The 25,814-nt window shown below is 66.0% G+C and carries 26 protein-coding genes and 1 tRNA gene; 17 read left to right on the top strand and 10 right to left on the bottom strand.

Going from position 1 to position 25,814, the window contains the following annotated elements; translation table 11 throughout:
- Position 1: 1 nt before the first annotated feature.
- The 4 genes from G6N68_RS27930 to G6N68_RS27915 are packed head-to-tail and all read right to left on the bottom strand — an operon-like array spanning position 2 to position 3,399.
- Positions 2-1,378 (bottom strand): DUF4226 domain-containing protein, encoded by a 1,377-nt coding sequence (locus tag G6N68_RS27930; protein ID WP_163719390.1) that lies wholly within the window; start codon positions 1,376-1,378, stop codon positions 2-4.
- Positions 1,379-1,436: 58 nt separating this feature from the next.
- A complete protein-coding gene (locus G6N68_RS27925) occupies positions 1,437-1,799 on the bottom strand; it encodes a DUF4226 domain-containing protein (protein ID WP_163719389.1) in 363 nt (120 codons plus the stop codon).
- A gap of 27 nt (positions 1,800-1,826) precedes the next feature.
- On the bottom strand, positions 1,827-2,636 hold the full coding sequence (locus G6N68_RS27920) for a C40 family peptidase (RefSeq protein ID WP_163719388.1): 810 nt from the start codon (positions 2,634-2,636) through the stop codon (positions 1,827-1,829).
- Positions 2,623-3,399 (bottom strand): helix-turn-helix domain-containing protein, encoded by a 777-nt coding sequence (locus G6N68_RS27915; RefSeq protein WP_163720007.1) that lies wholly within the window; start codon positions 3,397-3,399, stop codon positions 2,623-2,625. The genes G6N68_RS27920 and G6N68_RS27915 overlap by 14 nt, the downstream gene beginning before the upstream one ends.
- A gap of 144 nt (positions 3,400-3,543) precedes the next feature.
- Between G6N68_RS27915 and G6N68_RS27910 the strand changes: the two genes are divergently transcribed.
- The 4 genes from G6N68_RS27910 (at position 3,544) to G6N68_RS27895 (ending at position 6,814) form a co-directional block, all read left to right on the top strand.
- Entirely contained in the window at positions 3,544-3,960 is a 417-nt protein-coding gene (locus G6N68_RS27910) for a WhiB family transcriptional regulator (protein WP_163719387.1), read from the top strand.
- Positions 3,961-4,044: 84 nt separating this feature from the next.
- Complete coding sequence (locus G6N68_RS27905; protein WP_163719386.1) at positions 4,045-5,427, top strand: acyl-CoA dehydrogenase family protein; 1,383 nt, start codon at positions 4,045-4,047, stop codon at positions 5,425-5,427.
- Between the two features lie 97 nt (positions 5,428-5,524).
- The gene (locus G6N68_RS27900) at positions 5,525-6,490 is read left to right on the top strand and encodes a pirin family protein (RefSeq protein WP_163719385.1); all 966 of its coding nucleotides are present in this window, start codon (positions 5,525-5,527) and stop codon (positions 6,488-6,490) included.
- Between the two features lie 24 nt (positions 6,491-6,514).
- The gene (locus G6N68_RS27895; protein ID WP_163719384.1) at positions 6,515-6,814 is read left to right on the top strand and encodes a GNAT family N-acetyltransferase; all 300 of its coding nucleotides are present in this window, start codon (positions 6,515-6,517) and stop codon (positions 6,812-6,814) included.
- A 39-nt stretch (positions 6,815-6,853) separates the two neighbouring features.
- Here G6N68_RS27895 and G6N68_RS27890 read toward each other — a convergent pair whose 3' ends face one another.
- Positions 6,854-8,317, bottom strand: a complete 1,464-nt coding sequence (locus G6N68_RS27890; protein WP_163719383.1) for a WS/DGAT/MGAT family O-acyltransferase — start codon at positions 8,315-8,317, stop codon at positions 6,854-6,856.
- A gap of 141 nt (positions 8,318-8,458) precedes the next feature.
- Here G6N68_RS27890 and G6N68_RS27885 point away from each other — a divergent pair, with 141 nt between their 5' ends.
- On the top strand, positions 8,459-9,244 hold the full coding sequence (locus G6N68_RS27885; protein WP_163719382.1) for an MBL fold metallo-hydrolase: 786 nt from the start codon (positions 8,459-8,461) through the stop codon (positions 9,242-9,244).
- A 23-nt stretch (positions 9,245-9,267) separates the two neighbouring features.
- On the opposite strand, the gene G6N68_RS27880 is transcribed toward G6N68_RS27885, so the two are convergent.
- A complete protein-coding gene (locus G6N68_RS27880) occupies positions 9,268-10,542 on the bottom strand; it encodes an ammonium transporter (protein WP_163719381.1) in 1,275 nt (424 codons plus the stop codon).
- Between the two features lie 80 nt (positions 10,543-10,622).
- Between G6N68_RS27880 and G6N68_RS31290 the strand changes: the two genes are divergently transcribed.
- Complete coding sequence (locus G6N68_RS31290; RefSeq protein ID WP_240355951.1) at positions 10,623-11,027, top strand: SMP-30/gluconolactonase/LRE family protein; 405 nt, start codon at positions 10,623-10,625, stop codon at positions 11,025-11,027.
- Positions 11,028-11,045: 18 nt separating this feature from the next.
- On the opposite strand, the gene G6N68_RS27870 is transcribed toward G6N68_RS31290, so the two are convergent.
- A tRNA-Leu gene (locus G6N68_RS27870) sits at positions 11,046-11,128 on the bottom strand.
- A gap of 225 nt (positions 11,129-11,353) precedes the next feature.
- On the opposite strand from G6N68_RS27870, the gene G6N68_RS27865 reads away from it, so the two are divergent.
- From G6N68_RS27865 to pknB, 7 genes are all read left to right on the top strand, one after another.
- A complete protein-coding gene (locus tag G6N68_RS27865; protein ID WP_163719380.1) occupies positions 11,354-13,093 on the top strand; it encodes an FHA domain-containing protein in 1,740 nt (579 codons plus the stop codon).
- A 101-nt stretch (positions 13,094-13,194) separates the two neighbouring features.
- The gene (locus tag G6N68_RS27860) at positions 13,195-13,662 is read left to right on the top strand and encodes an FHA domain-containing protein FhaB/FipA (RefSeq protein ID WP_069422164.1); all 468 of its coding nucleotides are present in this window, start codon (positions 13,195-13,197) and stop codon (positions 13,660-13,662) included.
- The gene (locus G6N68_RS27855) at positions 13,659-15,209 is read left to right on the top strand and encodes a PP2C family protein-serine/threonine phosphatase (protein ID WP_163719379.1); all 1,551 of its coding nucleotides are present in this window, start codon (positions 13,659-13,661) and stop codon (positions 15,207-15,209) included. The genes G6N68_RS27860 and G6N68_RS27855 overlap by 4 nt, the downstream gene beginning before the upstream one ends.
- Complete coding sequence (locus G6N68_RS27850) at positions 15,206-16,615, top strand: FtsW/RodA/SpoVE family cell cycle protein (RefSeq protein WP_163719378.1); 1,410 nt, start codon at positions 15,206-15,208, stop codon at positions 16,613-16,615. The genes G6N68_RS27855 and G6N68_RS27850 overlap by 4 nt, the downstream gene beginning before the upstream one ends.
- Positions 16,612-18,087: a D,D-transpeptidase PbpA gene (gene pbpA / locus G6N68_RS27845; RefSeq protein WP_163719377.1), complete on the top strand. Its 1,476-nt coding sequence runs from the start codon at positions 16,612-16,614 to the stop codon at positions 18,085-18,087. Before G6N68_RS27850 ends, pbpA begins: the two co-directional genes overlap by 4 nt.
- Entirely contained in the window at positions 18,084-19,427 is a 1,344-nt protein-coding gene (locus tag G6N68_RS27840) for a serine/threonine-protein kinase (RefSeq protein ID WP_163719376.1), read from the top strand. The genes pbpA and G6N68_RS27840 overlap by 4 nt, the downstream gene beginning before the upstream one ends.
- The gene (gene pknB, locus G6N68_RS27835) at positions 19,424-21,298 is read left to right on the top strand and encodes a Stk1 family PASTA domain-containing Ser/Thr kinase (protein WP_163719375.1); all 1,875 of its coding nucleotides are present in this window, start codon (positions 19,424-19,426) and stop codon (positions 21,296-21,298) included. The genes G6N68_RS27840 and pknB overlap by 4 nt, the downstream gene beginning before the upstream one ends.
- Here the strand turns inward: pknB and G6N68_RS27830 are convergent.
- Positions 21,276-21,971 carry an aminodeoxychorismate/anthranilate synthase component II gene (locus G6N68_RS27830; RefSeq protein ID WP_163719374.1) on the bottom strand — a complete coding sequence of 232 codons (696 nt, stop codon included), beginning with the start codon at positions 21,969-21,971 and terminating at the stop codon, positions 21,276-21,278. The two genes, pknB and G6N68_RS27830, sit on opposite strands and share 23 nt — an antisense overlap.
- Positions 21,972-22,015: 44 nt before the next feature.
- Complete coding sequence (locus tag G6N68_RS27825) at positions 22,016-22,705, bottom strand: DUF881 domain-containing protein (protein WP_205351562.1); 690 nt, start codon at positions 22,703-22,705, stop codon at positions 22,016-22,018.
- 167 nt (positions 22,706-22,872) lie between these two features.
- On the opposite strand from G6N68_RS27825, the gene crgA reads away from it, so the two are divergent.
- Together crgA and G6N68_RS27815 are read left to right on the top strand one after the other, a co-directional pair.
- A complete protein-coding gene (gene crgA, locus G6N68_RS27820) occupies positions 22,873-23,154 on the top strand; it encodes a cell division protein CrgA (RefSeq protein WP_069422158.1) in 282 nt (93 codons plus the stop codon).
- Positions 23,155-23,332: 178 nt separating this feature from the next.
- Positions 23,333-23,746 carry a PH domain-containing protein gene (locus tag G6N68_RS27815; protein ID WP_163719372.1) on the top strand — a complete coding sequence of 138 codons (414 nt, stop codon included), beginning with the start codon at positions 23,333-23,335 and terminating at the stop codon, positions 23,744-23,746.
- A 133-nt stretch (positions 23,747-23,879) separates the two neighbouring features.
- On the opposite strand, the gene G6N68_RS27810 is transcribed toward G6N68_RS27815, so the two are convergent.
- Positions 23,880-24,419 carry a peptidylprolyl isomerase gene (locus tag G6N68_RS27810; RefSeq protein WP_163719371.1) on the bottom strand — a complete coding sequence of 180 codons (540 nt, stop codon included), beginning with the start codon at positions 24,417-24,419 and terminating at the stop codon, positions 23,880-23,882.
- Between the two features lie 172 nt (positions 24,420-24,591).
- On the opposite strand from G6N68_RS27810, the gene cwsA reads away from it, so the two are divergent.
- Together cwsA and G6N68_RS27800 are read left to right on the top strand one after the other, a co-directional pair.
- Positions 24,592-25,020 carry a cell wall synthesis protein CwsA gene (cwsA, locus tag G6N68_RS27805; protein WP_163719370.1) on the top strand — a complete coding sequence of 143 codons (429 nt, stop codon included), beginning with the start codon at positions 24,592-24,594 and terminating at the stop codon, positions 25,018-25,020.
- Positions 25,021-25,181: 161 nt separating this feature from the next.
- Positions 25,182-25,772 carry a TetR-like C-terminal domain-containing protein gene (locus tag G6N68_RS27800; protein WP_163719369.1) on the top strand — a complete coding sequence of 197 codons (591 nt, stop codon included), beginning with the start codon at positions 25,182-25,184 and terminating at the stop codon, positions 25,770-25,772.
- Positions 25,773-25,814: the final 42 nt, after the last annotated feature.

Genomic DNA, 25,814 nt, shown 5'->3' with positions numbered 1-25,814 from the left:
TTCAGGTGGCCGACGGCAAAGCCGCCGGACGAGTCGGTGTCGGTATCTCGGTCTGAGCCGGCGCGGTCGCGGTCGCCGGTGCCGGTGGGTGCACCCAGCCTAGAAAGCTCGGGCCCGCTATGGCCGAAATGTGTTGAATCTGACCGTCTAGGAGGGCCTTGTTGCGGCCGAGTCCAAGCGCATGCCGATCGGTAAAGATACCGATGTCACCCGGTGCAACGCTCGACGGCTCGATTGGGTCGGTAACGGGCGTCCCCGGCGGAGGAATGGCAATTCCTTGCTGTTGGAACGCATCCGCGATCGGCGTTCCGCCGGCGGCCGCCTTGATCGCGGCGGCCAACTGGGGACTTGCCGCGGTCACCGTTTCACCATTGGGCAGAGTAACGGTCGTCGGATCCGTCGGTGTGGGATCGGACTCGGGCTCGCCAGAGTTCTGCTCTCCCGTTGCGTCCTCGTGCCGGTCCTCGGTGTCCTCGTCGGAGTCATCGTTGAACTTGTGGTGGCCTAGATCTTTGGGGTGAACATCGCGGTGCCCATCGAGGCCGCCGAGAAGCCCTCCCTGGGAACCCAACCCAGGCAGGGAACCCGAGGACAGGCCGCCGATCGGCGGGATGGTCCCGCCCAGGCTAGGAGTGCTCGGCAGCGCCGGGGCAATCGGCGCCGACGTCGGCGCGGCGGTGGCCAGCATCTGCGGGTCCCCGCCCAGCTGTCCCGGGTCGCCGAGCAGCAGCGAATCCAGCAGGGGATCGCCACCCGCATCCGGCGGTGCCGACGGAGCGCCACCGACAGGCGCCGCAACCGGTGCAGCGGCGGGTGCCGTCGCTGTCGGTTTAGGGTCGCTCGGCGCGCTCGGGTCATTTTTCGAAGCGTTGTACAGCGACATCCATGCGGCCATCAGGGCCGACTTCGACGTGTCGTCAAGACTGGCATCCGCGACGACCTGGCGGATATCTCTGAGCTTGCCGATCAAGAACCGCTGAAAGTCCCTCGCGCCGGCGGGAGTGTCGAGATCCGATCGCGTCCTTAACGCCGCTTCGATGTCCCGCTGAAGTTTGTTCAGTGCTTCTCTACCTGCGGTCGTCTTCAGATGCGCATTGAGGATCGCCGAGACCACCTGCAGATCGAGCTGTGCGGTCGCTGAATTCTGATGTGCCAGTGAAGCTTCGGCATCCGCAATGGCTGCGGCAGCGTCACCTTGTTGGTGTGAATGCGCCTGGCGGATCTTTCCGAGGATGGTGCCGAGTTGATCCGGGGGTGTGGTCGGGGTGACCACTGCGAGCACTTCGCTTGGCGTGAGCCCAATCTCCCAGGCGTTAGGGTCACCAGTGCTGTCCCGGATTTCTTTGATCGTGGCGGCAAGGTCGTCATAGATGGACATGCCGCGACCCCTCCATGCGGCGTGACAGTACTGCGCCGGCCGGGCGGCGACAATTCACCTAGATGGCGGCATGTCCGTACGCGTCCCGCAACCGTTGCAACTCGGCGCTTTTCGTGCGATCAAGGTCGCGGGCGGCCGCGACGACGGCGGCCATCTCGCCCTGTTTGGTAGCCAGAAAGCGCTGTAACTCCCTTGCTCCCAGGGATGTATCGAGAGCTAAAGCAGTCTGGTCGGTGACCGCGCGGTCGATCTCGGCGGAGATGGCGTCTAGCCGACGAACACTCTCGCGCATTGCGGCATGAGCGCCGACGAGGGTCTCGGCCAGTATGCGGTCGGCTTCGGCAAGCTCGCCGCGTTGCTTCACCAGTGCCTCCTGACGCGCCCGAATTGCAGCCACCGAATGCCCCGCTGGGTCCGTCATAGCTTCACTCCCTCGTCCGCGAGGCGCTCACACTGGCCGCCGGATTTGCACGTTGCTGCCCAGCCGACTAATCCGGACCGACGCACCCGAATAGGGCGCCTCCACAACAAGATTGTTGCCGAGGGCCAACTGCACGTGGCCCGCGTGGGGAAACACGAGATCGCCGGGACGTACCTGGGCGCGAGGTATCGGGATGCCGTCGTTGATCTGTTGGTAGGTGGTGCGATCCAGGTGTACGCCCGCTTGGGCGTAAGCCCACTGAACCAGCCCCGAGCAGTCGAATTGGTCGGGTCCCGTTGCACCCCACACGTAGGGCCGGCCCAGCCGCGATAGCGCCGCGCGCACCGCGACCGCCGCACGGCCGGAGGGAGTGCCGCCACTGCGGCGGTGATGCGACATTCGGTAACGCAACGCACGCAACGCCTCCCGGTGTCGCCGTGCCTGCGACTGCGCGGCCAATACGTGCGCGCGCTGAGCACGCAATCGCGCCACTCGCCTCCGCAGCGCCTCCCGGTGCGCCAGCGGCGTCGCGGCAGAGACGGCGTCCACGCGCGCCTGGTGCACCACGCCGGCGGTCAGGTCATGGGCGTGCGCATGGTCGCCGCGGGCGGCATTGATAATGGCTGAAAGCTCGGCGTCGGTGCGTGCCGCAGAGTGCATCGCAGCCCGACCCTGTTGCGCCGCAGCCTGATAGCGACCCCCACCCACGCTGATCCCCGCTGTGTGCCCGAACAAGTCGTGGTAGGGCGCGATGCCCGCATCCAACTTTAGGCTCGGACCAACTCCGGTGAAGAGTTGATGCGCACGGCTCAACGCCTCGATTTCAACCTGACTCACCAAACTCCTCGTCGGACTCGTTGGCATCCATCGCTTCGATGAAGGCGCGCACCCGGGGGAGCGCCCCCGGTGGAATGACACCTCGGTTCCGCATATCCCACAATTCGTCTACGGCGACCCCGACCAGCGCCGCGACGACGGTCTCGGGCAGCGGTGACCGAGCGCAGGCGCGATCGAACCGAGCGCCCAGGCTGGTGGGCATTCGCTCCAGCAGCGAGCTGCGTATCGCTTCGAGTGCCTGCAAGTGCTCCATGAGCCGAGCGCTCGAGGCGGCGCCGGCGTTGACGGCAACCCTCCACGAACTGGCGGCAAGCATCTCCGCTTTTACGCACTGCGCGATCACGGAGAGAATATACGTCTCATATTCGTTTGATGTTTTCGGTGGCAGCCGATCGATGACAGACCGCAAGGTCTCAAGCTGGGCTTCGGCGTACTTTTCGAACATTTCAGTGTCGTCGTGGCGCTCGACAACGACGGTGCCGGGACGACGGTCCGGCAACTCGACGGACGGCTGAGCTGCGAGCAGGCGAGCCAGCTCGACGTCCGGATCGGCGGCAACCAGCAGGCGGGAGTAGGTCCCCGGCGGTAGGCCCAGCCCATTTTCAACCCTTTGAACAGTGCTTTTGTGAGGCTTTCGGATACCACGTTCGAGATAGCTCAGTCCCATGATGCTGACACCGGTTGCCGCCGCAAAGTCGGCCAAGGACCAGTCGCGCGATTCACGGAGGGCGCGGATGGCTGCGCCGGCCGATTCACGGCTCACCGCAAGCTCCGGCCATAAACGCGGATAGTACACAGCCGCCCCGACAGTGCCGCGTATATACGTTTTTGTCACGTTTCGCTTGCACGGGTTCTGCTCTGTGTATACGATTCTGCCTACGTTTCGGCCCGAGAAGGAGATACCGCTATGTCCCTCCCCTGCGCATCCAACCCGGAACTGTGGTTCGGCTACCCCGATGACGACAACGCTGACGGGGCGGCCAAGGCACGTGCGTACGAGCGGTCCGCCACCGAAGCCCGGATCCAATGCCTACGGCGGTGCCCGCTGGCGCAGCAGCGTCTATGCGCACAACGAGCGCTTAGCCACCGGGAGGAATACGGGGTGTGGGCCGCCATCAAGCTGCCCGGCGGCCAGTACCGCAAACGCGAGCAGCTGGCCCGCGCCCACGACGTATTGAGGCGAATTGCGGCAGGCGAGATCAATCCGCGGCAACTGCCCGAGAACGCGGCCCTACTGTCCCGCTGCGAAAGTGCCGCGACCGCGACACCGGCGGTGGTGTTGCATCTGCCCACCTCTCAACTGGACCCGCGATCGGCGGCGTGAAAGAGCGCCGGTGGGTCGCGCAGTTTGTTGCGCCAAAGCACGGGGTAGACCCCGATTATCCGTCGACCCCAGAAGGCGCATCCCATGACGTTCGATCTCACACCCACGGCAGCACAACATGATCTGGCCCGGCGCACGCACGAATTCGCCGAGGAGTGCATCCGTCCGGTCGCCCTTCACTACGACCAACAGCAAGAGTTCCCCTGGCCCGTGCTGGAGGAGGCGGCCCAACGCGGCTTCTACAGTCCGCTGTTCTACCGCGATTTGATCGGCGACCCGACCGGCCTGTCCCTGCCCATGTTCATGGAGGAGTTGTTCTGGGGCTGCGCCGGAATCGGGCTGGCAATCGTCATGCCGGCCCTGGCGCTGTCGGCGATCGGTCAGGCCGCCTCTCCTGAGCAGATGCTGGATTGGGCACCCGAATGCTTCGGAACGCCGGGCGATCTCAAGCTGGCGGCGCTGGCGATCTCCGAGCCCGAGGGCGGCAGCGACGTCCGCAATCTGCGCACGGTCGCCCATCGTGACGGTGATGACTGGATCATCAACGGCCACAAGATGTGGATCGGCAACGGCGGCATCGCCAACGTGCACGTGGTCAATGCGGTCGTCGACGAGGAGCTGGGCCACAAAGGCCAGGCGTTGTTCGTGGTACCCGGCGGCACGCCCGGTTTGGAACTGGTCCGCAAGCTCGACAAGCTCGGCTGCCGCGCTTCCCACACCGCCGAGTTGAAGTTCAACGACGTCCGGGTGCCGGCAGAGAATCTGCTTGGGGGACAGGACAAGCTGGAACACAAACTGGCAAAGGCGCGTGAGGCCGTCGCGGGCGGCAAGCGTTCCGGATCGGCGACGCTCGGCACCTTCGAGCAGACCCGCCCGATGGTGGCCGCCCAGGCGATCGGGATCGCACGGGCCGCGCTGGAGTACGCCACCGCCTACGCCACCGAACGGGAAGCCTTCGGCGGCCCCATCATCGACAATCAGGGCATTTCGTTTCCCTTGGCGGAGTTGGCGACTCAAATCGACGCCGCTCGACTGCTGACCTGGCGGGCGTCCTGGATGGCGGCCAACCAGATCCCCTTCGACCGGGGAGAAGGCTCGATGTCGAAGCTTGCCGCCAGCGAGGTGGCCGTCAAGGTCACCGAGCGTGCCATTCAGACCATGGGCGGCTGGGGTTACATCACCGAGCATCCGGTGGAGAAGTGGTATCGAGATGCCAAGCTGTACACCATCTTTGAAGGAACCAGCGAGATCCAGCGAATGGTCATCGCCAATGCGCTGGGCGCCGCGGTGGACAAGCCCCCGCTGCACGTGACCCTCGAACCGACCGGCGGGCCGCTGAACCGGGTGTTCGGCCGCGGCACACCACTGCGGTCCCGCGCTGCCGACACAGCTTTGGGCCTCAAGGACCGGGTACCCGAACCGATCATGCGGGTGGCCATGCGGGCCCTGCGACCGCCGGGCCGGTAACCGCCGCGGGTAGGGTCGCGTTATCGGCCGAATAGCGCAACCGGGCGGCCCGAAAGGGCCCGAAAAGGGTCCGGAAAGGGCCCGGAAAGGCGGGACCATGAGCAACCTCGACGTCGCGCCGACCGAGATTGCTTGCCGCACCGCGCACCGTGCCGATGCCGGACCAATAGTGGAAGTGCTATCGCCGCGGGAAGTCCCGCTGGGCGGCCCCAGGGCCATCCACGTACAGCGCACCCTTCCCCAGCGGCAGCGCTCCCTGATCGGCGCGTGGTGCTTCGTCGACCACTACGGGCCGGTCAGCGGACCGGGCGTGCTCATGGACGTCCCGCCCCATCCGCACACCGGACTGCAAACGGTGAGTTGGCTGTTCAGCGGGGAAGTGGAGCACCGCGACAGCGGTGACGTTCATGCCCTGATCCGACCGGGCGAGCTGAATCTGATGACGGCGGGCGCGGGTATCTGTCACTCCGAAGTGTCAAAGCCGGGCGTCGTACTGCACGGTGCGCAGTTGTGGGTGGCACTGCCCGACTCCGCGCGCAATACCGGTCGCGGCTTCGCCCACTACGCGCCCCCAACCGTTGAGTTACCCGGTGCGCGGGCCAAGGTGTTTCTCGGTGAGCTGGCCGGAAGTCGCTCACCGGTCCACACCTTCACCCCGCTGCTGGGTGCCCAACTCGACCTGGACCCCGAGACCGTGTTCGAGGTTGACGTCGACCCCACCTTCGAACACGGGGTGCTATGCGACACGGGCACTGTCGAGCTCTGCGATACCGCCCTCTCGCCAGGCGATTTGGGGTACCAAGGTCCGGGCAGTGCCGTGCTGCGACTGCGCAATGTTGGGAAAGAACCCGCGCGGGTACTGCTACTGGGTGGCAGCCCATTCACCGAACAGCTGGTGATGTGGTGGAACTTCGTGGGGCGCAGCCACGACGACATCGTCACCTACCGCCGATTGTGGCAAGAGGCCGACGAACGTTTCGGTGCCGTCCGCGGCTACCAGGGGCCGGTCACGCGACTGCCGGCACCGCCACTGCCGACCGTACGGTTGCGGCCCCGAACGTAAGTGCTTAGTAGAGAAAGGATTCCGATGACTGCAGACAAGACCGGCGCGGAAACAACGGTTACCGCCGAGAAGGGCCGGTACACCATCGCTGTCGAGGGCAAGATCGTCGGCCTGGCGACCTATAAGGATCGGGGCAACAACCGCGTCTTCGACCACACCGAGGTCGATCCCGCCTACGGAGGCCGTGGCCTGGCAACGATTTTGGTTGAGCACGCCCTCAACGACACCCGCGCCGCGGGTAAGCGAATTGTCCCGGTGTGCTCGATGGTGGCCACCGTCGTCAAGAATCATCCCGAGTACGCCGACATCACCGACGACGCCTAAGTCCGCTGCGGCACTGGCAAATTCGTGGGCTACGCCCGGTTACGAATGCGTGGCGGCTTCCAGTTCGTCGAGCGCCTCGCCGGTGTAGACGGCGATCCGCTGCAGGTGCGGCAGCGTGTCACGGCAACCGATGAACCCGAAGTTGATTGTGTCCGCGTAGCTCTGCAGGGTGATGTTGAGCGCCTGGCTGTGCGTGACGAGCGAAACCGGGAACGACGCCTCCATCCGGCTACCCCGGAGGTAGAGGCGCTCCCGGGGCCCGGGCACGTTACTGACGCAGACATTGAAGGTGTACGGCAAGGGCGTCTTGACGCCGCTGAGCGTGCTGGCCAACTGCATGCCGAACGGCGCCATCAACGCCGCGCTGTAGGCCAGGATCGTCTCCTTGTCCATGGTCGCCAGTTGGGCTTTCGCCATGCGCGTTGTGGCCGTCACTGCATGCAACCGTTCGACGGGATCGGCGATGTCGGTGCCCAGGGACCCCAGGATGGTGGCAACGGCGTTTCCGCCGCCCTCGTCATCCTTGGGCCGCACATTGACCGGCAGCATCGCGATCAACGCCCGGTCGGGCAGCTCACCGAGTTCGTCTAGGAACCGCCGCAAACTGCCGCCGACGATCGCCAGTGCGACATCGTTGAGCGTCGCATCATGTGCTGCCCCAATGCTTTTCAGTCGGTCCAGTTGATACTGCTGGGTGGCGAAGCGGCGGTTGCGGCTGATCCGCGTGTTGAGGATGGAACGCGGCGCCTGCACCGAACCGATGAGGTTGCGGTATTCGTTGTCGCTGCGCAGCTGCGTGTTGACGATCGCTCGGGTGAGATCCAACGAGGATCGTCCCGCGCCCGCGAGGGAACCGAGCACGCTGCCCACCCCGCTGAGCACGCCGCCGAGGTTGGTGACGGCACCACTGACGCCGCTGAGCACATTGCCTGCGATACCCCCGCCGTTAGCCTCCTTGGCGACGGCCCGTCCGGGAGTTGGGATGTTGAAGAACAGCGGATGGCTGGTGTCATTCGGGTCAGTGGACAGGCTGCGGGCCAGCATCTTCTGTCCCGTGTAACCGTCCACCAACGCGTGGTGCATCTTGACGTAGATCGCGAACCGACCGTCCTCGAGGCCTTCGATGAAGTGCATCTCCCACGGCGGCCGGCGCAGATCCAAGGCGTGACTGTGCAAGCGGGACACCAGGATTCCGAGTTCACGTTCATCGCCCGGGCTGGCGAGCGCCGAGCGGCGGACGTGGTAGTCGAGGTCGAAATTGTCGTCGTACACCCACGACTGCAGCGGGCTGAAGAGCAGGTCCGGGTGGCTGAGCTTCAGGTTCCACGGCTCGACGACGTCGTTTTCCTTGCTCTCCTCGACGAGTTGGCGCAGGAAATCCTTGGGCGCGTCGGGAGGCGGAGTGAACGGCATCAGCCCACCCACGTGCATCATCGTGCTCGGCGACTCGGAGTAGAGGAAGAGCATGTCTTGCGGGCCCAGCCGCCGGGCGGTCTTGCTCACGGTCCACTCCTTCGTTCGGTGGTGCGAGCCGGATCGTAACGCGACCGCGCGGGGAACGACGACTTACCTGGTAACGGGGTTGAACGGGCTTATGCTGCGCCGTATGGAACGCGGCGTCGGCGCCTCCCATGAGCGCCTCGCATGAGTAGCGTCACCGTCACTCACATCGGCGGCCCCACCTTATTGATCGAGTTCGGCGGCTGGCGGTTGCTCACCGATCCGACCTTCGATCCGCCAGGTGAACGCTGGCACTTCGGTTGGGGCGCGTTCTCTAAGAAGCTCACCGGACCGGCGATTCCCGCCGGCGACCTCGGGCCCATCGACGCTGTGCTGTTGAGTCACGACCACCACGGGGACAACCTCGACCACGCCGGCCGCGCGCTACTTCCGCAACTCGGCACCACAGTGACAACCGTGCCAGGGGCGAAGCGCCTGGGCGGCCAGACGGTGGGCCTCAAGCCCTGGGACACAACGACTCTCACCGCGCCGGACCGGACCCCGATCGAGATCACCGCGACGCCGGCGCGCCACGGCCCACCCGGGAGCCGGGTGATCGTGGGAGCGGTAATCGGCTTCGCCCTGCGCTGGGACGGCCAGGAGCACGGCGTGCTGTGGATCTCCGGTGACACCGTGCTCTTCGACGGCGTCCGCGAGGTCGCGAACCGATTCGACGTAGGGACGGCCGTGGTCCATCTGGGCGGTGTCCGATTTCCGGTCAGCGGGCCACTGCTCTACACCATGACCGCGGAAAAGGCGGTGCAAGCGTGCCAGCTGCTGCACCCCCGGACGGTGATCCCGGTGCACTACGAGGGCTGGAAGCATTTCCGCCAGCCACGCGATGCGGCGCATCGGATCTTGTACGCCTCGCCGGTCGCGGGCTCCGTGACCTGGCTGCAGCACGGCTCGCCGACCACCGTCGCGGTGTGAGCCGCTCCTGAGCTGCCCGGCGGTTACTCGTCGTCTTCGGTACGCAACGGCCGCCGCACCTGCTGGACCCCGGCGACGCCTTCGGTGTACGCCGTCTCGGCGTGCTGGGTGAGGTCGACGCCGGTGACCTCGTCCTCAGCTGCGACCCGGAACCCGATGAACCGGTCGATCAGTTTGGCCACGGCGTAGCTGACCCCGAAGGCGTACAGGGCAACCACCACCATCGCGAACGACTGCTTGCCGAGTTGGCCCAGCCCGCCGGCGTAGAACAGTCCCCTCGATCCCTGCGCCCCGGTCATCACCGCGGTGGCGAGCAATCCGATCAGGATGACGCCGACCACTCCGCCGACGAAGTGGACGCCGACGACGTCCAGCGAGTCGTCGTAGTTGAGTTTGAATTTCACCGCGACGGCGAACGAGCACACGATTCCCGCCGCCAGTCCGACGACCGCGGCGCCCAGGGTGTTCACGTAGCCACACGACGGCGTGATCGCCACCAAGCCCGCGACCACCCCGGACGCGGCACCGAAGGTGGTCGGGTTGCCGTCGCGAACCTGTTCCACCGTCAGCCAGCCCAGCATGCCGAGGCACCCGGCGACCAGCGTGTTGAGGAAGATCGCGGCCGCCATGCCGTCGGCGGCCAAGGCCGAGCCGGCGTTGAAGCCGAACCAGCCGAACCACAGCAGCCCCACCCCGAGGAGCACGAACGGCAGGTTGTGCGGGCGCATGGCTTCGGTCTTGAAGCCGATCCGGGGACCGAGCACCAGAGCCAGCGCGAGCGCCGAGGCGCCCGACACGACCTCGACGCACAACCCACCCGCGTAGTCCAGCACGCCCATCTTGGACAGCCAACCGTTTGGCGACCAAACCCAGTGCGCCACAACCGAGTACACCGCGACCGCCCACACCGGTACGAACAGCATCCAGGCCACGAACTTGGCGCGGTCAGCGATTGCGCCACTGACCAGGGCCGCGGTAATGATCGCGAAGGTCAACTGGAAGGTGGCGAACAGCAGTTCGGGGACCGTTCCGTGCACAGTGCCCGGGCCGATTCCTCGCATCCCGACATGCGACAGTCCGCCGATGAAGCCGCCACCGTCGGAGAATGCCAGCGTGTAGCCCACCAGCAGCCACGCCACCGTGACGAGCGGTATCGAGATGAAGCTCATCATGATCATGTTGAGCACGCCGGTGGTGCGCACCATGCCGCCGTAGAAAATGGCCAGCCCGGGCGTCATCAGCAACACGAGCGCAGTGCTGGCCAGCAGCCACGCGGTAGCGGCGGGATCGATATTCACGCTATGGCTCCTTTGATAGATGTCGGATGAGAATGTAGGCGCGGACGATCTGCACCCGTACGCGAGGGAGGTCTGCGCCGATGAATGCGGTCGACATTGCGCCCTGGCCTTTCTGCGAGCCCTTCTGCGACGGGATCGCCTACGGCGAGGGGCCGCGCTGGCACGGCGGGCGGTTGTGGTTCACCGATGGCCTGGCCGGCCGGGTCTATTCGGCGGATGAAAACGGCCTGCTTGCGGTCGAGGCCGAAGTCGAGCGGGCCTCGGGGCTGGGTTGGTTGGGCGACGGGACGCTGGTGGTGTCCGCACTGTTCGCCGCGAAGATCTACCGCGTCGATGTTCCGACGGCCGCACGTTGTACCTGGTGGTCGACGACACCACCGAGGAAGCCCTGCTACGAGGTGAATCAACCGGGTGGATCATGCAGGCCCGGGTCGACGTGCCCGGTGCGGGATCGCCCTAATTCCAAAAGGAAAACCCCGGCCTGAAAGGCCGGGGTTCACACGTGGGCGAAGGGGGACTTGAACCCCCACGTCCCGAAGGACACTGGCACCTGAAGCCAGCGCGTCTGCCATTCCGCCACTCGCCCGAAACAACCGGAGGACCATATCACTCTAGTGGTTGTCTGGTGGCGCCGCGCCCCGACCCATCCCTACCAGGGCGCCCTTACCGGCGTCTGGGAGCAATTCTCAGGATTCTCACGGTGACGCTGCTCGACGATGTCCCGATAGCATGGCTGTTGACACGACACGCGGTCGGGTCGTTTGCCTAGCGGGGCGGAAATATTCAGGACAAGTGGGGCGAGCGCTGAAGAATGGGTAGCCAGAAAGGGCTCGTTCAGCGCATCGAGCGCAAACTCGAGGCGACCGTGGGGGATGCGTTTGCCCGGATGTTCGGCGGATCGATCGTGCCGCAGGAAGTCGAAGCCCTGCTGCGGCGCGAAGCGTCCGATGGTGTCCAGTCGCTGCAGGGAAATCGCCTTTTGGCGCCCAACGAATACATCATTACCCTCAGTAGGCACGACTTTGAGAAGTTGGGAGCCGACCCGGACCTCACGTCAAGCGCTTTTGCTCGGTACTTGGCGGACTATATCTACGAACAGGGGTGGCAAACGTATGGTGATGTGGTCGTCCGGTTCGAGCAGTCCACGAACCTGCGCACCGGCCAGCTCCGCGCCCGCGGGGCTGTCAACCCCGACGTCGAGCCCCGCCCGACGCCCAGCGATTCCGCCCAGCCACAATCAAATCACGCGTTCGGCGCAGAACCAGGAGTACGACCAATGACTGACAATCCCAGCTACCGCGGTCAGGGGCAGGGGCGGCCCGACGAATACTACGACGACCGCTACAGCCGCCCGCAGGACGATCCGCGCGGCCAGCAGGGTGGTCCCGGCGGGTATCCGCCGGAGCAGGGCGGTTATCCGCCTCAGCAGAGCTACCAGCCGCAGCGGCCCGACCAGGGCGGCTACCCGGGGCAGCAGGGCGGCTACCAAGACCAAGGTGGATACGGTCAGCCGGGCGGCGGTTACGGCCAGCAAGGCGGCTACCAAGACCAGGGCGGTTGGGGCCAGCAAGGCGGCTACGGCCCTCCCGGAGGCCAGCAAGGCGGCTACCAGGAGGGTGGCTGGGGCCAGCAAGGCGGCTATCCGCAGCAGTCCTATGAGCAGCGCCCGCCCGCCGCGCCGGCCGGTCCGCCCGGCGGCTACGGCCAGAACTACGACCAGGGCTACCAGCAGGGCGGGGGCTACGGTCAACCCGGCGGCGGTGGCCAGCCCGGTTACGGCGGTTATGGCGATTACGGTCGCGAACCCGCGCGCCAGGACGAAGGCGGTTACCCGCCTCCAGCGCCTCCCGCCGAGCCACAGCGGCAGTCCTACCCCGACCAAGGCGGCGGGTACGACCAAGGCGGCGGCTACGAGCAGGGGGGCTACGACCAGGGCGGCGGCTACGAGCAAGGCGGGTACGACCAAGGCGGCGGCTACGAGCAGGGGGGCTACGACCAGGGCTACCAGCAGGGCGGCGCAGGCTACGGCCGGCAGGACTACGGCGGCGGCGCGGGTGACTACACCCAGTACGCCGACGCGTCGAACGCGGGTTACGCCCCGCCGGCCGGCGGCTACGGCGACGCGGGTGGGCGCGCCGAGTACGACTACGGTCAGCAGACCCCGGACTACAGCCAGCCGCCTCCCGACTACGGCCAGCCGCCCACCGAATACGCGCCGAGCGGCGGGTACGGCGGTTACGGTCCGGGTGGCTACGGGTCGCCGACCAAGACGGTCACGCTGCAACTCGACGACGGCAGTGGCCGGACCTACCAGCTGCGCGACGGCTCCAACATCATCGGGCGCGGCCAGGACGCGCAGTTCCGGTTGCCCGACACCGGTGTGTCACGCCGTCACCTAGAGATCCGTTGGGACGGGCAGGTCGCCCTTCTGTCGGACCTGAACTCCACCAACGGCACCACGGTCAACAACGCACCGGTGCAAGAGTGGGATCTGGCTGACGGAGATGTCATCCGGCTGGGTCATTCCGAGATCATCGTCCGCATCCACTGAACCGGTGCGCTCAAAGCTGCCGAGCCTCGATCCGCTTCGGCTGTCGCCCAAGTATCGTGACTTTGCTGGGGTGAGCAGGTTCAGGACGGAAAGGACGCCAGATGCAGGGATTGGTACTGCAACTGTCGCGTGCCGGATTTCTAATGTTGTTGTGGCTTTTCATCTGGTCGGTGCTGCGCATCCTGCGGACCGATATCTATGCCCCGACCGGTGCGGTGATGGTCCGCCGCGGACTGACGTTGCGCGGCGGGCATCTGCTGTCGCGTCAACGTCGCGACGTGGCGCGCTATCTGGTCGTGACGGAGGGGGCGCTGACAGGCGCTCGCATCACATTGAGTGGGCAGCCGGTGCTGATCGGACGAGCTGACGACTCCACCCTGGTGTTGACCGACGACTACGCGTCGACTCGACATGCCCGACTTTCGCAGCGCGGTTCGGAATGGTATGTCGAAGATCTAGGATCGACCAACGGCACTTACCTTGACAGGGCGAAGGTGACCACTGCGGTACGAGTTCCACTGGGAACGCCGGTTCGAATCGGCAAGACAGCAATCGAGTTGCGCCCGTGACACTGGTTCTGCGGTATGCGGCCCGCAGCGATCGCGGCCTGGTTCGTGCCAACAACGAAGACTCCGTGTACGCCGGCGGTCGGTTGTTGGCCCTAGCCGACGGCATGGGTGGCCACGCCGCCGGTGAGGTCGCGTCCCAACTGGTCATCGCGGCGCTGGCTCCGCTGGACTACGACGACCCCGGCGGCGACCTGCTGGGCAAGCTCGAAGCGGCGGTACGTGCCGGGAATTCGGCGATCGCCGCGCAGGTCGAGCAGGAGCCCGACCTCGAGGGCATGGGGACCACGCTCACCGCGATCTTGTTCGCGGGAACGCAGCTGGGACTCGCGCACATCGGTGACTCGCGCGGTTACCTCTTCCGCGATGGTGAGCTCACTCAAATCACCAAGGACGACACCTTCGTTCAGACCCTGGTAGACGAGGGCCGGATCACCGCGGAGGAAGCCCACAGCCATCCGCAGCGGTCATTGATCATGCGCGCGCTGACCGGGCACGAGGTCGAGCCCACGCTGACCATCCGCGAAGCGCGGGTCGGTGACCGGTACCTGTTGTGCTCCGACGGACTGTCCGACCCCGTCAGCAACGAAACCATCGCCGAAGCGCTGCAGATCCCCGACGTAGCCGAAAGTGCTTACCGGCTAATCGAATTGGCTCTCCGCGGCGGCGGCCCGGACAACGTCACCGTGGTGGTGGCCGACGTCGTCGACGACGAGTACGGTCAGACGCAGCCCATCCTGGCCGGCGCCGTGAGCGGCGACGAGGAAGAACTGACCCTGCCGAACACTGCCGCCGGCCGCGCTTCTGCCATCAGCCCGCGCAAGGAATCGCCGAAGCGTGCTCCGCCAGCCGAGGTCGAAACGATCGGCCGCTCCCACTGGTCCCGCCGGCGGATAGCGCTGGTCTCCACACTCGTGGTGCTCGCGATACTGGTGGGCTTGTTCATCGCTCAACTGGTGATCCAGAGCAACTACTACGTCGCCGAGCGCAACGGCAAAGTGGCCGTCATTCAGGGGATACAGGGCTTGCCCCTGCAAAAGGCGGTGCTGGTCGGCTGCCTCAACGACCAGAACCAGTTCTCTGACGTTCCTTTCGACCAGCTCGGGGACCATCCCGAGTGTCGTCCGCTGACACCGAATGATCTTCGCGGCTCAGATCGCGAACAGCTCAGGAACGGGATTCCGGCCGCCGACCTGGAAGCCGCGAAGAACACGCTGCGCGAGCTGGCCAACAAGGCCCTGCCGCTGTGCCCGGGGCATGCCACAGCGCCGCCCGACCAGGCCCCGTCCACCCACAGCCGGGGAACGCCGGAGCCCACCCAGACGCTTCCGCCGCTGACGGGCGCAACCACCACTGAGCCACCCCCTGCCACCACGACCCCGAATACGGCTCCGACCACTACCCCCACGGCCCCAGGCGCCACCACCACACCGCCCACCGGTACCACCGAGGAGTCGCCTTCCGAGACGACAGCACCGAGTGTGTCTACCGAGGTCGCACCGACAACAGTTCCACCGCAGCCGGGCATTGATTGCCGGGCGGCGGCATGACGACACAGCTCCCCGCGCCGGTAGCGGTGACGCCGCCGCTACCGACGCGGCGGAACGCCGAACTGATGTTGTTGTGCTTCGCTGCCGTCATCACCGTCGCCGCGCTGCTGATCGTGGAGGTCAACCAGGAGCGAGGTGTGCACTGGGACCTGGCCAGCTACGGTTTGGGCTTCCTGACGCTGTTCGGCTTCGCGCATCTGGCTGTCCGGCGGTTCGCCCCGTTCACCGATCCGCTGCTGCTGCCGGTGATCGCGCTGCTCAACGGGCTTGGCCTGGTGATGATCCACCGCTTGGATCTCACCGACCACCAGGGCGGCCAGCACGACCACCCCAGCGCCGACCAACAGATGCTGTGGACCCTGGTCGGAGTCACGGCGTTCGCGCTGGTGGTGATCCTGCTGAAGGACCACCGCCAGCTGGCGCGCTACGGCTATATCGCCGGCCTCACCGGTCTTGTGCTCCTGGCGATACCAGGCCTGCTGCCGTCAAGCTTGTCTGAGCAGAACGGCGCCAAAATCTGGATCCGGCTGCCTGGCTTCTCGATCCAGCCCGCCGAGTTCGCCAAGATTCTGCTGCTGATCTTTTTCTGTGCCGTGTTGGTGGCCAAACGGGGGCTGTTCACCAGCGTTGGCAAGCACGTGATGGGCATGACTCTGCCCCGCCCGCGGGATCTGGCGCCGTTGCTGACGGCCTGGGTGGTCTCGGTGGGGGTGATGGTCTTCGAGAAGGACCTTGGCACTTCGCTGCTGTTCTACGCGTCGTTTCTGGTGGTCGTCTACCTGGCCACGCAACGCTTCAGCTGGGTTGTGATCGGGCTGCTGTTGTTCGCCGGCGGAAGCGTGATCGCCTACTTTCTGTTCGGCCATGTCCGGGTCCGCGTGCAGAACTGGCTGGACCCGTTCGCCGATCCCGAAGGCAGCGGATTCCAGATGGTGCAGGCGCTGTTCAGCTTCGCCACCGGTGGGATCTTCGGCACCGGGCTGGGTAACGGTCAGCCCGATACCGTTCCGGCCGCGTCGACCGACTTCATCATCGCCGCCTTCGGCGAGGAACTTGGGCTGGTGGGCCTGGCGGCCATTCTCATGCTCTACACCATCGTGATCGTCCGGGGTCTGCGCACCGCGATCGCCACCCGCGACACCTTCGGCAAGCTGCTGGCCGCGGGTCTGGCGTCCACCCTGGCCATCCAGCTGTTCATCGTGGTCGGCGGTGTGACTCAGCTGATCCCGCTGACCGGATTGACGACCCCGTGGATGTCCTACGGCGGCTCGTCGCTGCTGGCCAACTACGTGCTGCTGGCAATCCTGGCGCGCATCTCGCACGCCGCCCGCCAGCCGATACGTACGCGCCCCCGTAAGAAGTCGCCCATTGCGGCGGCGCGCACCGAGGTAATCGAGAAGGTATGAACGCCTCCTTGCGCCGGATCTCGGTGGCCGTAATGGCGTTGATCGTCCTGCTGCTGCTCAACGCCACGATGACGCAGGTCTTCACCGCCGACGGATTGCGCGCAGACCCACGCAACCAGCGGGTGCTGCTCGACGAGTACTCCCGCCAGCGGGGTCAGATCACCGCGGCCGGACAGTTGCTGGCCTACTCCGTGTCGACCGACAGCCGGTTCCGGTTCCTGCGGGTTTATCCCAACCCCGCGGCGTTCGCGCCGGTGACGGGCTTTTATTCGTTGCGGTATTCCAGCGCCGGCCTCGAACGCGCCGAGGACCTGGTGTTGAACGGCTCCGATCAACGCCTGTTCGGCCGTCGCCTGGCCGACTTCTTCACCGGCCGGGACCCACGCGGCGGCAATGTCGACACCACGATTAATCCGCGCCTTCAGCAAGTCGCGTGGGACGCCTTGCAGCAGGGGTGCGGCGGTCCGTGCAAGGGATCGGTCGTCGCGCTGGAACCGTCGACCGGCAAGATCCTGACACTGGTGTCGGCGCCGTCCTACGATCCCAACCTGCTGGCGTCGCACAACGCGGAGGTTCAGGCACAGGCGTGGCAGGAGCTGCGCGACAACCCCGACTCGCCGCTGACCAACCGCGCGATCTCCGAGACCTATCCGCCTGGTTCCACGTTCAAGGTGATCACCACCGCAGCCGCGCTGGCTGCCGGTCTCACCGAGAACGACCAGTTGACCGCCGCGGCCACGATTCGGCTGCCAAACAGCACCGCAACGTTGGAGAACTACGGTGGCCAACCCTGCGGTTCGGGACAGACGGTGACACTGACCGAAGCTTTCAGCAGGTCGTGCAACACCTCTTTTGTCCAGCTCGGCATGCGCATCGGCACGGACGCTTTGCGCAGCATGGCGCAGGCTTTCGGGTTCGACACCAATCCCAACTCGATCCCGCTGCAGGTCGCCGAATCGACCGTCGGGCCTATCCCGGACGCGGCCGCATTGGGAATGTCCAGCATCGGGCAGAAGGATGTCGCCGTGACGCCGCTGCAGAACGCGCAAGTGGCAGCGACGATCGCCAACGGCGGGATTGTGATGCGGCCTTATCTTGTTGACAGCCTCAAAGGGCCCGACCTGTCCAATATCAGCACAACAGCCCCCACTCAGCAGCGCCGCGCAGTGTCGCCGCAGGTCGCCAGTAAGCTAACAGAGCTGATGATCGGCGCCGAGAAATCCGCACAGCAGAAAGGGGCCATCCCCGGCGTGCAGATCGCATCCAAGACTGGTACCGCAGAGCACGGCACCGACCCCCGTCACACGCCACCGCACGCGTGGTACATCGCCTTCGCACCGGCGCATGCACCGAAGGTGGCCGTCGCGGTGCTGGTGGAGAACGGGGGCGACCGCCTCTCCGCGACCGGGGGTGCGCTCGCCGCGCCGATAGGGCGGGCCGTGATCGAAGCCGCTTTGCAGGGGGGACCATGAGCCCGAGAGTTGGGGTGACGCTGTCCGGCAGATACCGCCTCCAGCGCCTCATCGCCACCGGTGGCATGGGCCAGGTGTGGGAGGCGGTGGACAGCCGGCTGGGGCGGCGCGTCGCGGTCAAAGTACTCAAGCAGGAGTTTTCCCAAGACCCTGAGTTCATCGAGCGGTTCCGTGCTGAAGCGCGCACCACCGCCATGCTGAATCACCCGGGCATCGCTCAGGTGCACGACTACGGCGAAAGCGCAATGGACGGGGAGGGCCGAACGGCCTACCTGGTGATGGAGCTGGTCAACGGCGAGCCGTTGAACTCGGTGCTCAAACGCACCGGCCGGCTTTCGCTGCGGCACGCGCTCGACATGCTGGAACAGACCGGCCGCGCGCTGCAACTGGCACACGCCAACGGCCTGGTGCACCGCGACGTCAAGCCCGGCAACATCTTGATCACCCCGACCGGCCAGGTGAAGATCACCGACTTCGGTATCGCCAAGGCCGTCGACGCGGCACCGGTGACCCAGACCGGCATGGTCATGGGCACCGCCCAGTACATCGCGCCCGAGCAGGCCCTCGGTCACGACGCCACCCCGGCTAGTGACGTATACGCCCTGGGTGTCGTCGGCTACGAGGCGCTTTCGGGCAAGCGGCCGTTCAGCGGCGACGGCGCCTTGACCGTCGCGATGAAGCACATCAAGGAACCTCCGCCACCGTTGCCGGCGGACCTGCCTGCCAACGTGCGGGAGCTCATCGAGATAACCCTGGCCAAGAATCCCAGCATGCGTTACCGCAGCGGCGCCCCGTTCGCCGACGCGGTCGCCGCGGTGCGGGCCGGCCGTCGCCCCCCGAGGCCAAGCCAATCGCCGCCAGCGGGCCGTGCTGCGCCGGCCGCCATTCCGTCGGCAACGCCTGCCCGGGTTGCGGCCGCTCCCAGCACCACTCGGACCACGGGGCCGCGCCGGGCGTCCACGGGGCACCGTCCCCCACCGGCCCGCCGCACGTTCTCGTCGGGTCAGCGCGCGCTGTTGTGGGCTGCGGGGGTGCTCGGGGCGCTGGCGATCATCATCGCGGTGCTCATCGTCATCAACTCCAACGCGGAAACCAACGAGCCGGCGACCACCGTCACCCAGACGGAGCCGGCGCCGCCCACCAACACCCCGGTCGGTTCCGGCCCGGGACCCGGTCTAGGGCTCAATTGGACGGATGACCAACAAACGGGTAATCCTGGGATAAACAGCAATGAGCCCGGCTTTCGCCCTGCCTCCGGGACGGCTGGAGCCGACCTGGTGAGGGTTGATCACCCATTCCGTCTATCGGGGTCGCCGGCCCGATACGAGACAGCGCAATGACCACCCCTCGGCACCTGTCCGACCGCTACGAACTCGGTGACATCCTTGGGTTCGGTGGCATGTCGGAGGTTCACCTAGCCACCGACCTGCGGTTGCACCGCGAGGTCGCGGTCAAGGTGCTGCGCGCGGATCTAGCCCGCGATCCCAGCTTTTATTTGCGCTTCCGGCGTGAGGCGCAGAACGCCGCGGCGCTGAATCATCCGGCGATCGTCGCGGTCTACGACACCGGCGAGGCCGAGACACCCGCCGGACCGCTGCCGTACATCGTCATGGAGTACGTCGACGGCGTCACGTTGCGCGACATCATCCATACCGAAGGCCCGATGGCCCCCAAACGGGCGATCGAGGTGATCGCCGACGCCTGTCAGGCGCTGAACTTCAGCCATCAGAACGGCATCATCCACCGCGACGTGAAGCCCGCGAACATCATGATCAGCTCCACCAACGCGGTGAAGGTGATGGACTTCGGCATCGCCCGCGCGATCGCCGACGGCGGCAACAGCGTCACCCAGACCGCCGCGGTGATCGGAACCGCGCAGTACCTGTCACCCGAGCAGGCCCGTGGTGACTCGGTTGATGCACGTTCCGATGTCTACTCGCTGGGCTGCGTTCTCTACGAATTGCTCACCGGCGAACCGCCTTTCACCGGTGACTCGCCGGTGGCGGTGGCCTACCAGCATGTCCGCGAGGACCCCATCCCGCCGTCGGAACGGCACGAAGGCATCTCGGCCGACCTCGACGCCGTGGTGCTCAAGGCGCTGGCCAAGAACCCGGAAAACCGGTACCAGACCGCGGCCGAGATGCGGGCCGACCTGGTTCGGGTGCACAACGGCGAGCCGCCCGAGGCGCCCAAGGTACTGACGGGAGCGGAGCGCCGTTCCCTCATGTCGTCACCGCCTGCCGGCGGCCCGCGCACCGATCCGTTGCCTCGTCAGGTCTTCGCCGACAGCGACCGCGATCGCCCCATGGGCTCGGTGGGTCGCTGGGCGGCGGCGGTAGCCATCCTGGCGGTGCTGACCATCGTGGTGTTCATCGCCATCAACACCTTCGGCGGCAAGACCCGCAGTGTTCAGGTGCCCGATGTACGAGGCCAAGCGTCGGCCGACGCCATTGCCGCGCTGCAGAATCGCGGGTTCAAGATCCGTACCCAGCAGAAGCCGGACTCGACGATCCCGCCCGACCACGTCATCGGTACCGACCCCGGCGCCAACGTGTCGGTGGACGCCGGCGACGAGGTCACCATCAACGTCTCCACCGGACCCGAACAACGCGAACTTCCCGACGTTTCCTCGCTGAGCTACAACGAGGCCGTCAAGAAGCTGCAGGCGGCCGGATTCACCAAGTTCAAGCAGGCGAACTCCCCGTCGTCCCCGGAAATGGCCGGCAAGGTGATCGGGACGAACCCGCCGGCCAATCAGACGTCGGCGATCACCAACGTGATCACCATCATCGTGGGCTCAGGGCCCGAGACGAAGCAGATCCCCGACGTCGGCGGGCAGACGGTCGAGCTGGCTCAGCAGAACCTCACCGTCTACGGCTTCACGAAGTTCAGTCAGTCACAGGTGGACAGTACGAAGCCGGCCGGTGACGTCATCGGCACCAATCCACCCGCCGGCACGGTCGTCCCGGTGGATTCGGTGATCGAGTTGCAGGTGTCCAAGGGCAACCAGTTCGTGATGCCCGACCTGTCCGGAATGTTCTGGACGGACGCCGAGCCAAGGCTGCGCGCGCTCGGGTGGACCGGGGTGCTCGACAAGGGGCCGGACGTGGACGCCGGCGGCGCCCAGCACAACCGGGTCGTCTACCAGAGCCCTGCCGCCGGGACCGGCTGCAACCGCGACGGCGTCATCACGCTGAAGTTCGGTCAGTAACTTCGCGCTCGGTCGGCAGTTGCGGCCGAATCGCGGTCAGGACCTCGTTCTCCAGCCGACGGACCAGGGTGTCGTCGCGTCCCCACCCGCAGTAGGTGAGCCAGTTGGCCAGCATCCGGTGTCCGCCCTCGGTGAGGATCGACTCCGGGTGGAACTGCACCCCGTGGATCGGCAGTTCGCGGTGCCGGACGGCCATGATGACGCCGCTACGGGTGTGAGCGGTGGCCTCCAACTCTGCCGGCAGCGACTCCGGCAGGATGGTCAGGGAGTGGTAGCGGGTCGCCGTGAAGGGATCCGGAAGTCCTTGCAGCACACCAATATTCGTGTGGAAGACACTGCTGGTCTTGCCGTGCAGCAGCTCGGGCGCGCGATCGACGGTGGCGCCGAACGCGACGCCGATGGCCTGGTGCCCCAGGCACACCCCGAGCAGCGGGGTGCGGGCGGCGGCGCAGGCGCGGACCAAGGCGATCGAGGCGCCGGCGCGTTCCGGGGTGCCCGGGCCGGGGCTGAGCAGAACGCCGTCGAACTGTGCCGCGACGGTGTCCGGGCCGTCGGGACCGGAGAGCCGGTCGTCGTCATTGCGCCACACGTCGGCTTCGACGCCAAGCTGGCCGAGGTACTGCACCAGGTTGAACACGAAGCTGTCGTAGTTGTCGACGACCAGAATCCGCATCGTGACAGGTTACCTCCGTAGTTTGGAGGCGGCTCAGATACAGGTCAGTAGCCGATCGGCCCCGAGGGTTTGGCGTAGTGCAACTGAACTGGGCCCGGGTAGCCGGCGACCTGCACGTCGGGCTTGACCTCTTCGCGGTACCCGAGGCCGAATCGGACGACGTACTGCTTGTAGAGGGTCACCAGGGGAGCGTCGGCCAGCGCCGCCTGCATCGCCGTGGCATTGCCGATCGCCGTGATCGTGTAGGGCGGGCTGTAGGTGCGGCCGTTGAGCAAAACGGTGTTTCCGACGCAGCGAACCACCGAGGTGGCAATGATGCGCTGGTCCTGCACCTGGATGGCCTCGGCGCCGGCACTCCACAGCGCGTTGAGGACGCCGTCGATGTCCTGCTGATGCACGACCAGGTCGTCGGGCGAGGCATCGCGCGGGAATCGCCCGTAGGCGTCGCGTTGCGCGTCGTCGAGCCGGACCACCATGCCCGGTCCATGCACGGGTTCCATGTCCGCCTCACCGGCCAACTCGGCGGCCCGGCGCAACATGGCTTGCAGTGCCGCGTCGGTCGACTTCCCGTGCGACGTGTCGATCTTGGTGGTCAGCGCTTCCCGGCGGGCGGTGAGCAGGCTCACCGACGCCTGCGCTTCGCGGACCATGTCCACCAGGCGCGGCGCGTCGCTGCGGCGAATCTCGGCTCCGCCCGATACCCCGTGCGTAGCAGCCAGGAGTAGGCCGGCCATCAGGCACACCAGCGGGACACCGAAGCGCCACGGCGATCGACGCTTGTCCTCCCGCTTCGTCGCCAACGTGTCTCCACTTCCGGGTCCGGGTGAGCTGGTCACAGGGTCAGGTGAGTTAGTCTCGTACCCGAGCAATACCTGCAACAACCGTAACTCCGAGGGATCAGATGCCGAAGTCCAAGGTCCGTAAGAAGAACGACTTCACCGTCAGCGCGGTAAGCCGCACGCCGGTGAAGGTGAAGGTCGGGCCGTCGAGTGTGTGGTTCGTCTGCCTCTTCATCGGGCTAATGCTGATCGGCCTGGTCTGGCTAATGGTGTTCCAGTTGGCCGCCCTCGGTGCGAACGCTCCACAGGCCCTGCATTGGATGGCAGAGCTGGGTCCGTGGAACTACGCGATCGCCTTCGCTTTCATGATCACCGGGTTGTTGCTGACGATGCGCTGGCATTAAGAGCCGGTTGACCAGGCTGGCCAGGATTGACACAGACGTAATGAATTCATCTCGCGGTCGTTTTGTTAATGAGCTAGCAACCTTCCCGTCACTCAATCACACGCGTGTGATTCATCCCCACTGTTGATAGCGTCTGTGGATAACTGCATCCGCAGTGGTGAGAGGGTCTAGCTAACGCATGCAGCAAACTGAATGGCAGCCTCACACCGCTGGAATCGCTGGTTGCGGGGTCGCGGGTGTAATCATGGCTACCGCCTGTGTGACCGTGGTCACAGACCCGCCAGGCCGCTTCATGACCGGGATTGCCGCACTGGGTTTGATCTTGTTTGCGGGCGTGTCGTGGCGGGCCCGTCCGAAACTGGCAATCACCCCCGACGGTCTGGCCATTGCCGGGTGGTTCCGAACGCAGTTATTGCAACGCCCGGAAATCAAGATCATCCGGATCACCGAGTTCCGCCGCTTCGGCCGCAAAGTCCGGCTGTTGGAGATCGAAGGCGTCGCCGGCGGCATGTGGATCCTGTCCCGCTGGGACCTCGGCACCGACCCACTCGACGTGCTCGACGCCCTCACCGACGCCGGCTACGCCCGCTGAGTTCTTTGCGGCTTTCAGTTCTGGCGAGCGTGCGTGTTTGCACGCCGCCACGCCGCGAGGCCTGGCATTCTGCGCACCCTCGCGGCGGGCTGTCGCGCGATCTGAGGTCGGCGCCCTCGGGCGGCCTGGGGAACTAGGAGACGGTGATCGACTCGATGACGACCGGGTCGGTGGGGCGGTCGTTGGCGTCGGTCGGCGTCTTCGAGATTGCGTCGACGACTCGCTGCGACTCGGGGTCGGTCACCTCACCAAAGATGGTGTGGCGCCGGTTGAGGTGCGGCGTTTTGCCCACCGTGATGAAGAACTGTGAGCCGTTGGTGCCCGGACCGGCGTTGGCCATGGCGAGCAGGTAGGGCCGGTCGAACTGCAGCTCGGGGTGGAACTCGTCGGCGAACTTGTAGCCGGGGCCACCACGACCCGTTCCGGTCGGGTCGCCGCCCTGGATCATGAAGCCCTGGATCACCCGGTGAAAGACCGCGCCATCGTAGAACGGCCCAGAGGGGCCACCCGATGCATTCTGGGTCGAGTACTCCTTGGTGCCTTGTGCCAGGCCCACGAAATTGGCGACAGTCTTGGGCGCGTGGTTGCCGAACAGGGCGACCTTGATGTCTCCGCGATTGGTGTGCAGCGTGGCGGTTGCGGTCTGGATAGTCACGAAATCACAGTCTGCCATCACGGGTGGGCCGGTCCGCAGCCGGTGTACCCGCCGGCAGCCGCAAAACGACACTCCCGCACAGGTCCTCGAGATGGCAGTCTGTGGTGGTACTCCTTGGCCCTGGCCAACGATCCCGGCCAATGATTCAGCCAGAACCGGCAACGCCGGGCAAGACGATGAAAGGCGGCAGATGAGCACGAAGGCGGAAACTCGGTTGACCCCACGGGAGCGACTGACCCGCGGCCTCACCTACACGGCGGTGGGCCCGGTGGATGTCACCCGAGGCGTCGTCGGACTCGGGTTGAACTCCGCGCAATCGGCCGCATCGGAGCTGCGTCGCCGCTACCGGGAGGGTCGGCTGTCTAAAGACATCGCCGCGGCACAGGAGACGTTTGCTCAGGAGTTGGCCGCCGCGCAGGAAGTGGTTGCCAGCCTGCCCCAGGTGTACCAAGAAGCGCGTCAATCCCAACGGCGCCATGGCAAGCGGCCGTGGATCGTCGGAGGAGCCGCGGTCGCAATTGTGGCGACCGGCGCCATCGCGTTCAGCATCGTGCGCCGTTCCACGCGCCCCGATCCGTCACCGCTGCCCCCCAGCGTCGACGTACAGCCGCGGCCGTAAGGACATCCGTTGATGTGCAACGTCATTCGCGACTTGCCCGAGTTTCGCTCGCAACCGCAGCGGGAATAGAACCCACGATTTGGAGAGGTGCCGAACGTGGTTGACTCCGCTCGGGCCGGTTAGGTCGAAGCGTTTCGGATGATCCTGGAAGGCCGGGAGACATGGAGCCGTCTCGACCACGGCATGCCGCAGAGGCTGCCATTCCTGATGACGTCCGCGCGCGGGTGATGCCCGCCGTACTCGATGAGCTGGCCTGCTGGGGTGTTGAGCGGTTCAGCGTAGAAGCGATGGCGGAGCGCCACAATTTCGATCCTGCGATCATCTACCGCTACTGGGGTGATCGCCATCGGCTGATCGTCGATTTCGCCCTGGGGGACAACGAGGTGCTGCGTGCGGAGACCGACACCGGCTCGCTGCGCGGGGACCTGATGGCACTTGCCCGGCACATCGCCAACCGGATCAACACCGACATCGGTCGCACGTTCGTGCGGGCCTTGGTCATGGACCTTCGGGGCCGGCATGACCAAGAGACGCGGATGGCGATTTGGCGGGAGCAGTTCGGCGCCGCGCGCACGATCTTGGAGCGGGCAAGGGACCGCGGGGAGCTGCGTCCTGACGTACACGCGCTGGCCGCCGTACAGATCGTCATTGCACCGCTGAACGTGTACGCGCTGTACTCCGAGGAGATGATCACCGACGAGTACTGCGCGGCCATCGCGGACACGGCGTGGCATGCGCTGGCTGCCCGATAAGGCACGGTGTGTACCGGATGCCCGCGTCGGGACCGCTTTGAT

The sequence above is a fragment of the Mycobacterium bourgelatii genome (assembly GCF_010723575.1).
GTDB lineage: Bacteria > Actinomycetota > Actinomycetes > Mycobacteriales > Mycobacteriaceae > Mycobacterium > Mycobacterium bourgelatii.
This window is presented reverse-complemented; position numbering and strand designations above follow the sequence as displayed.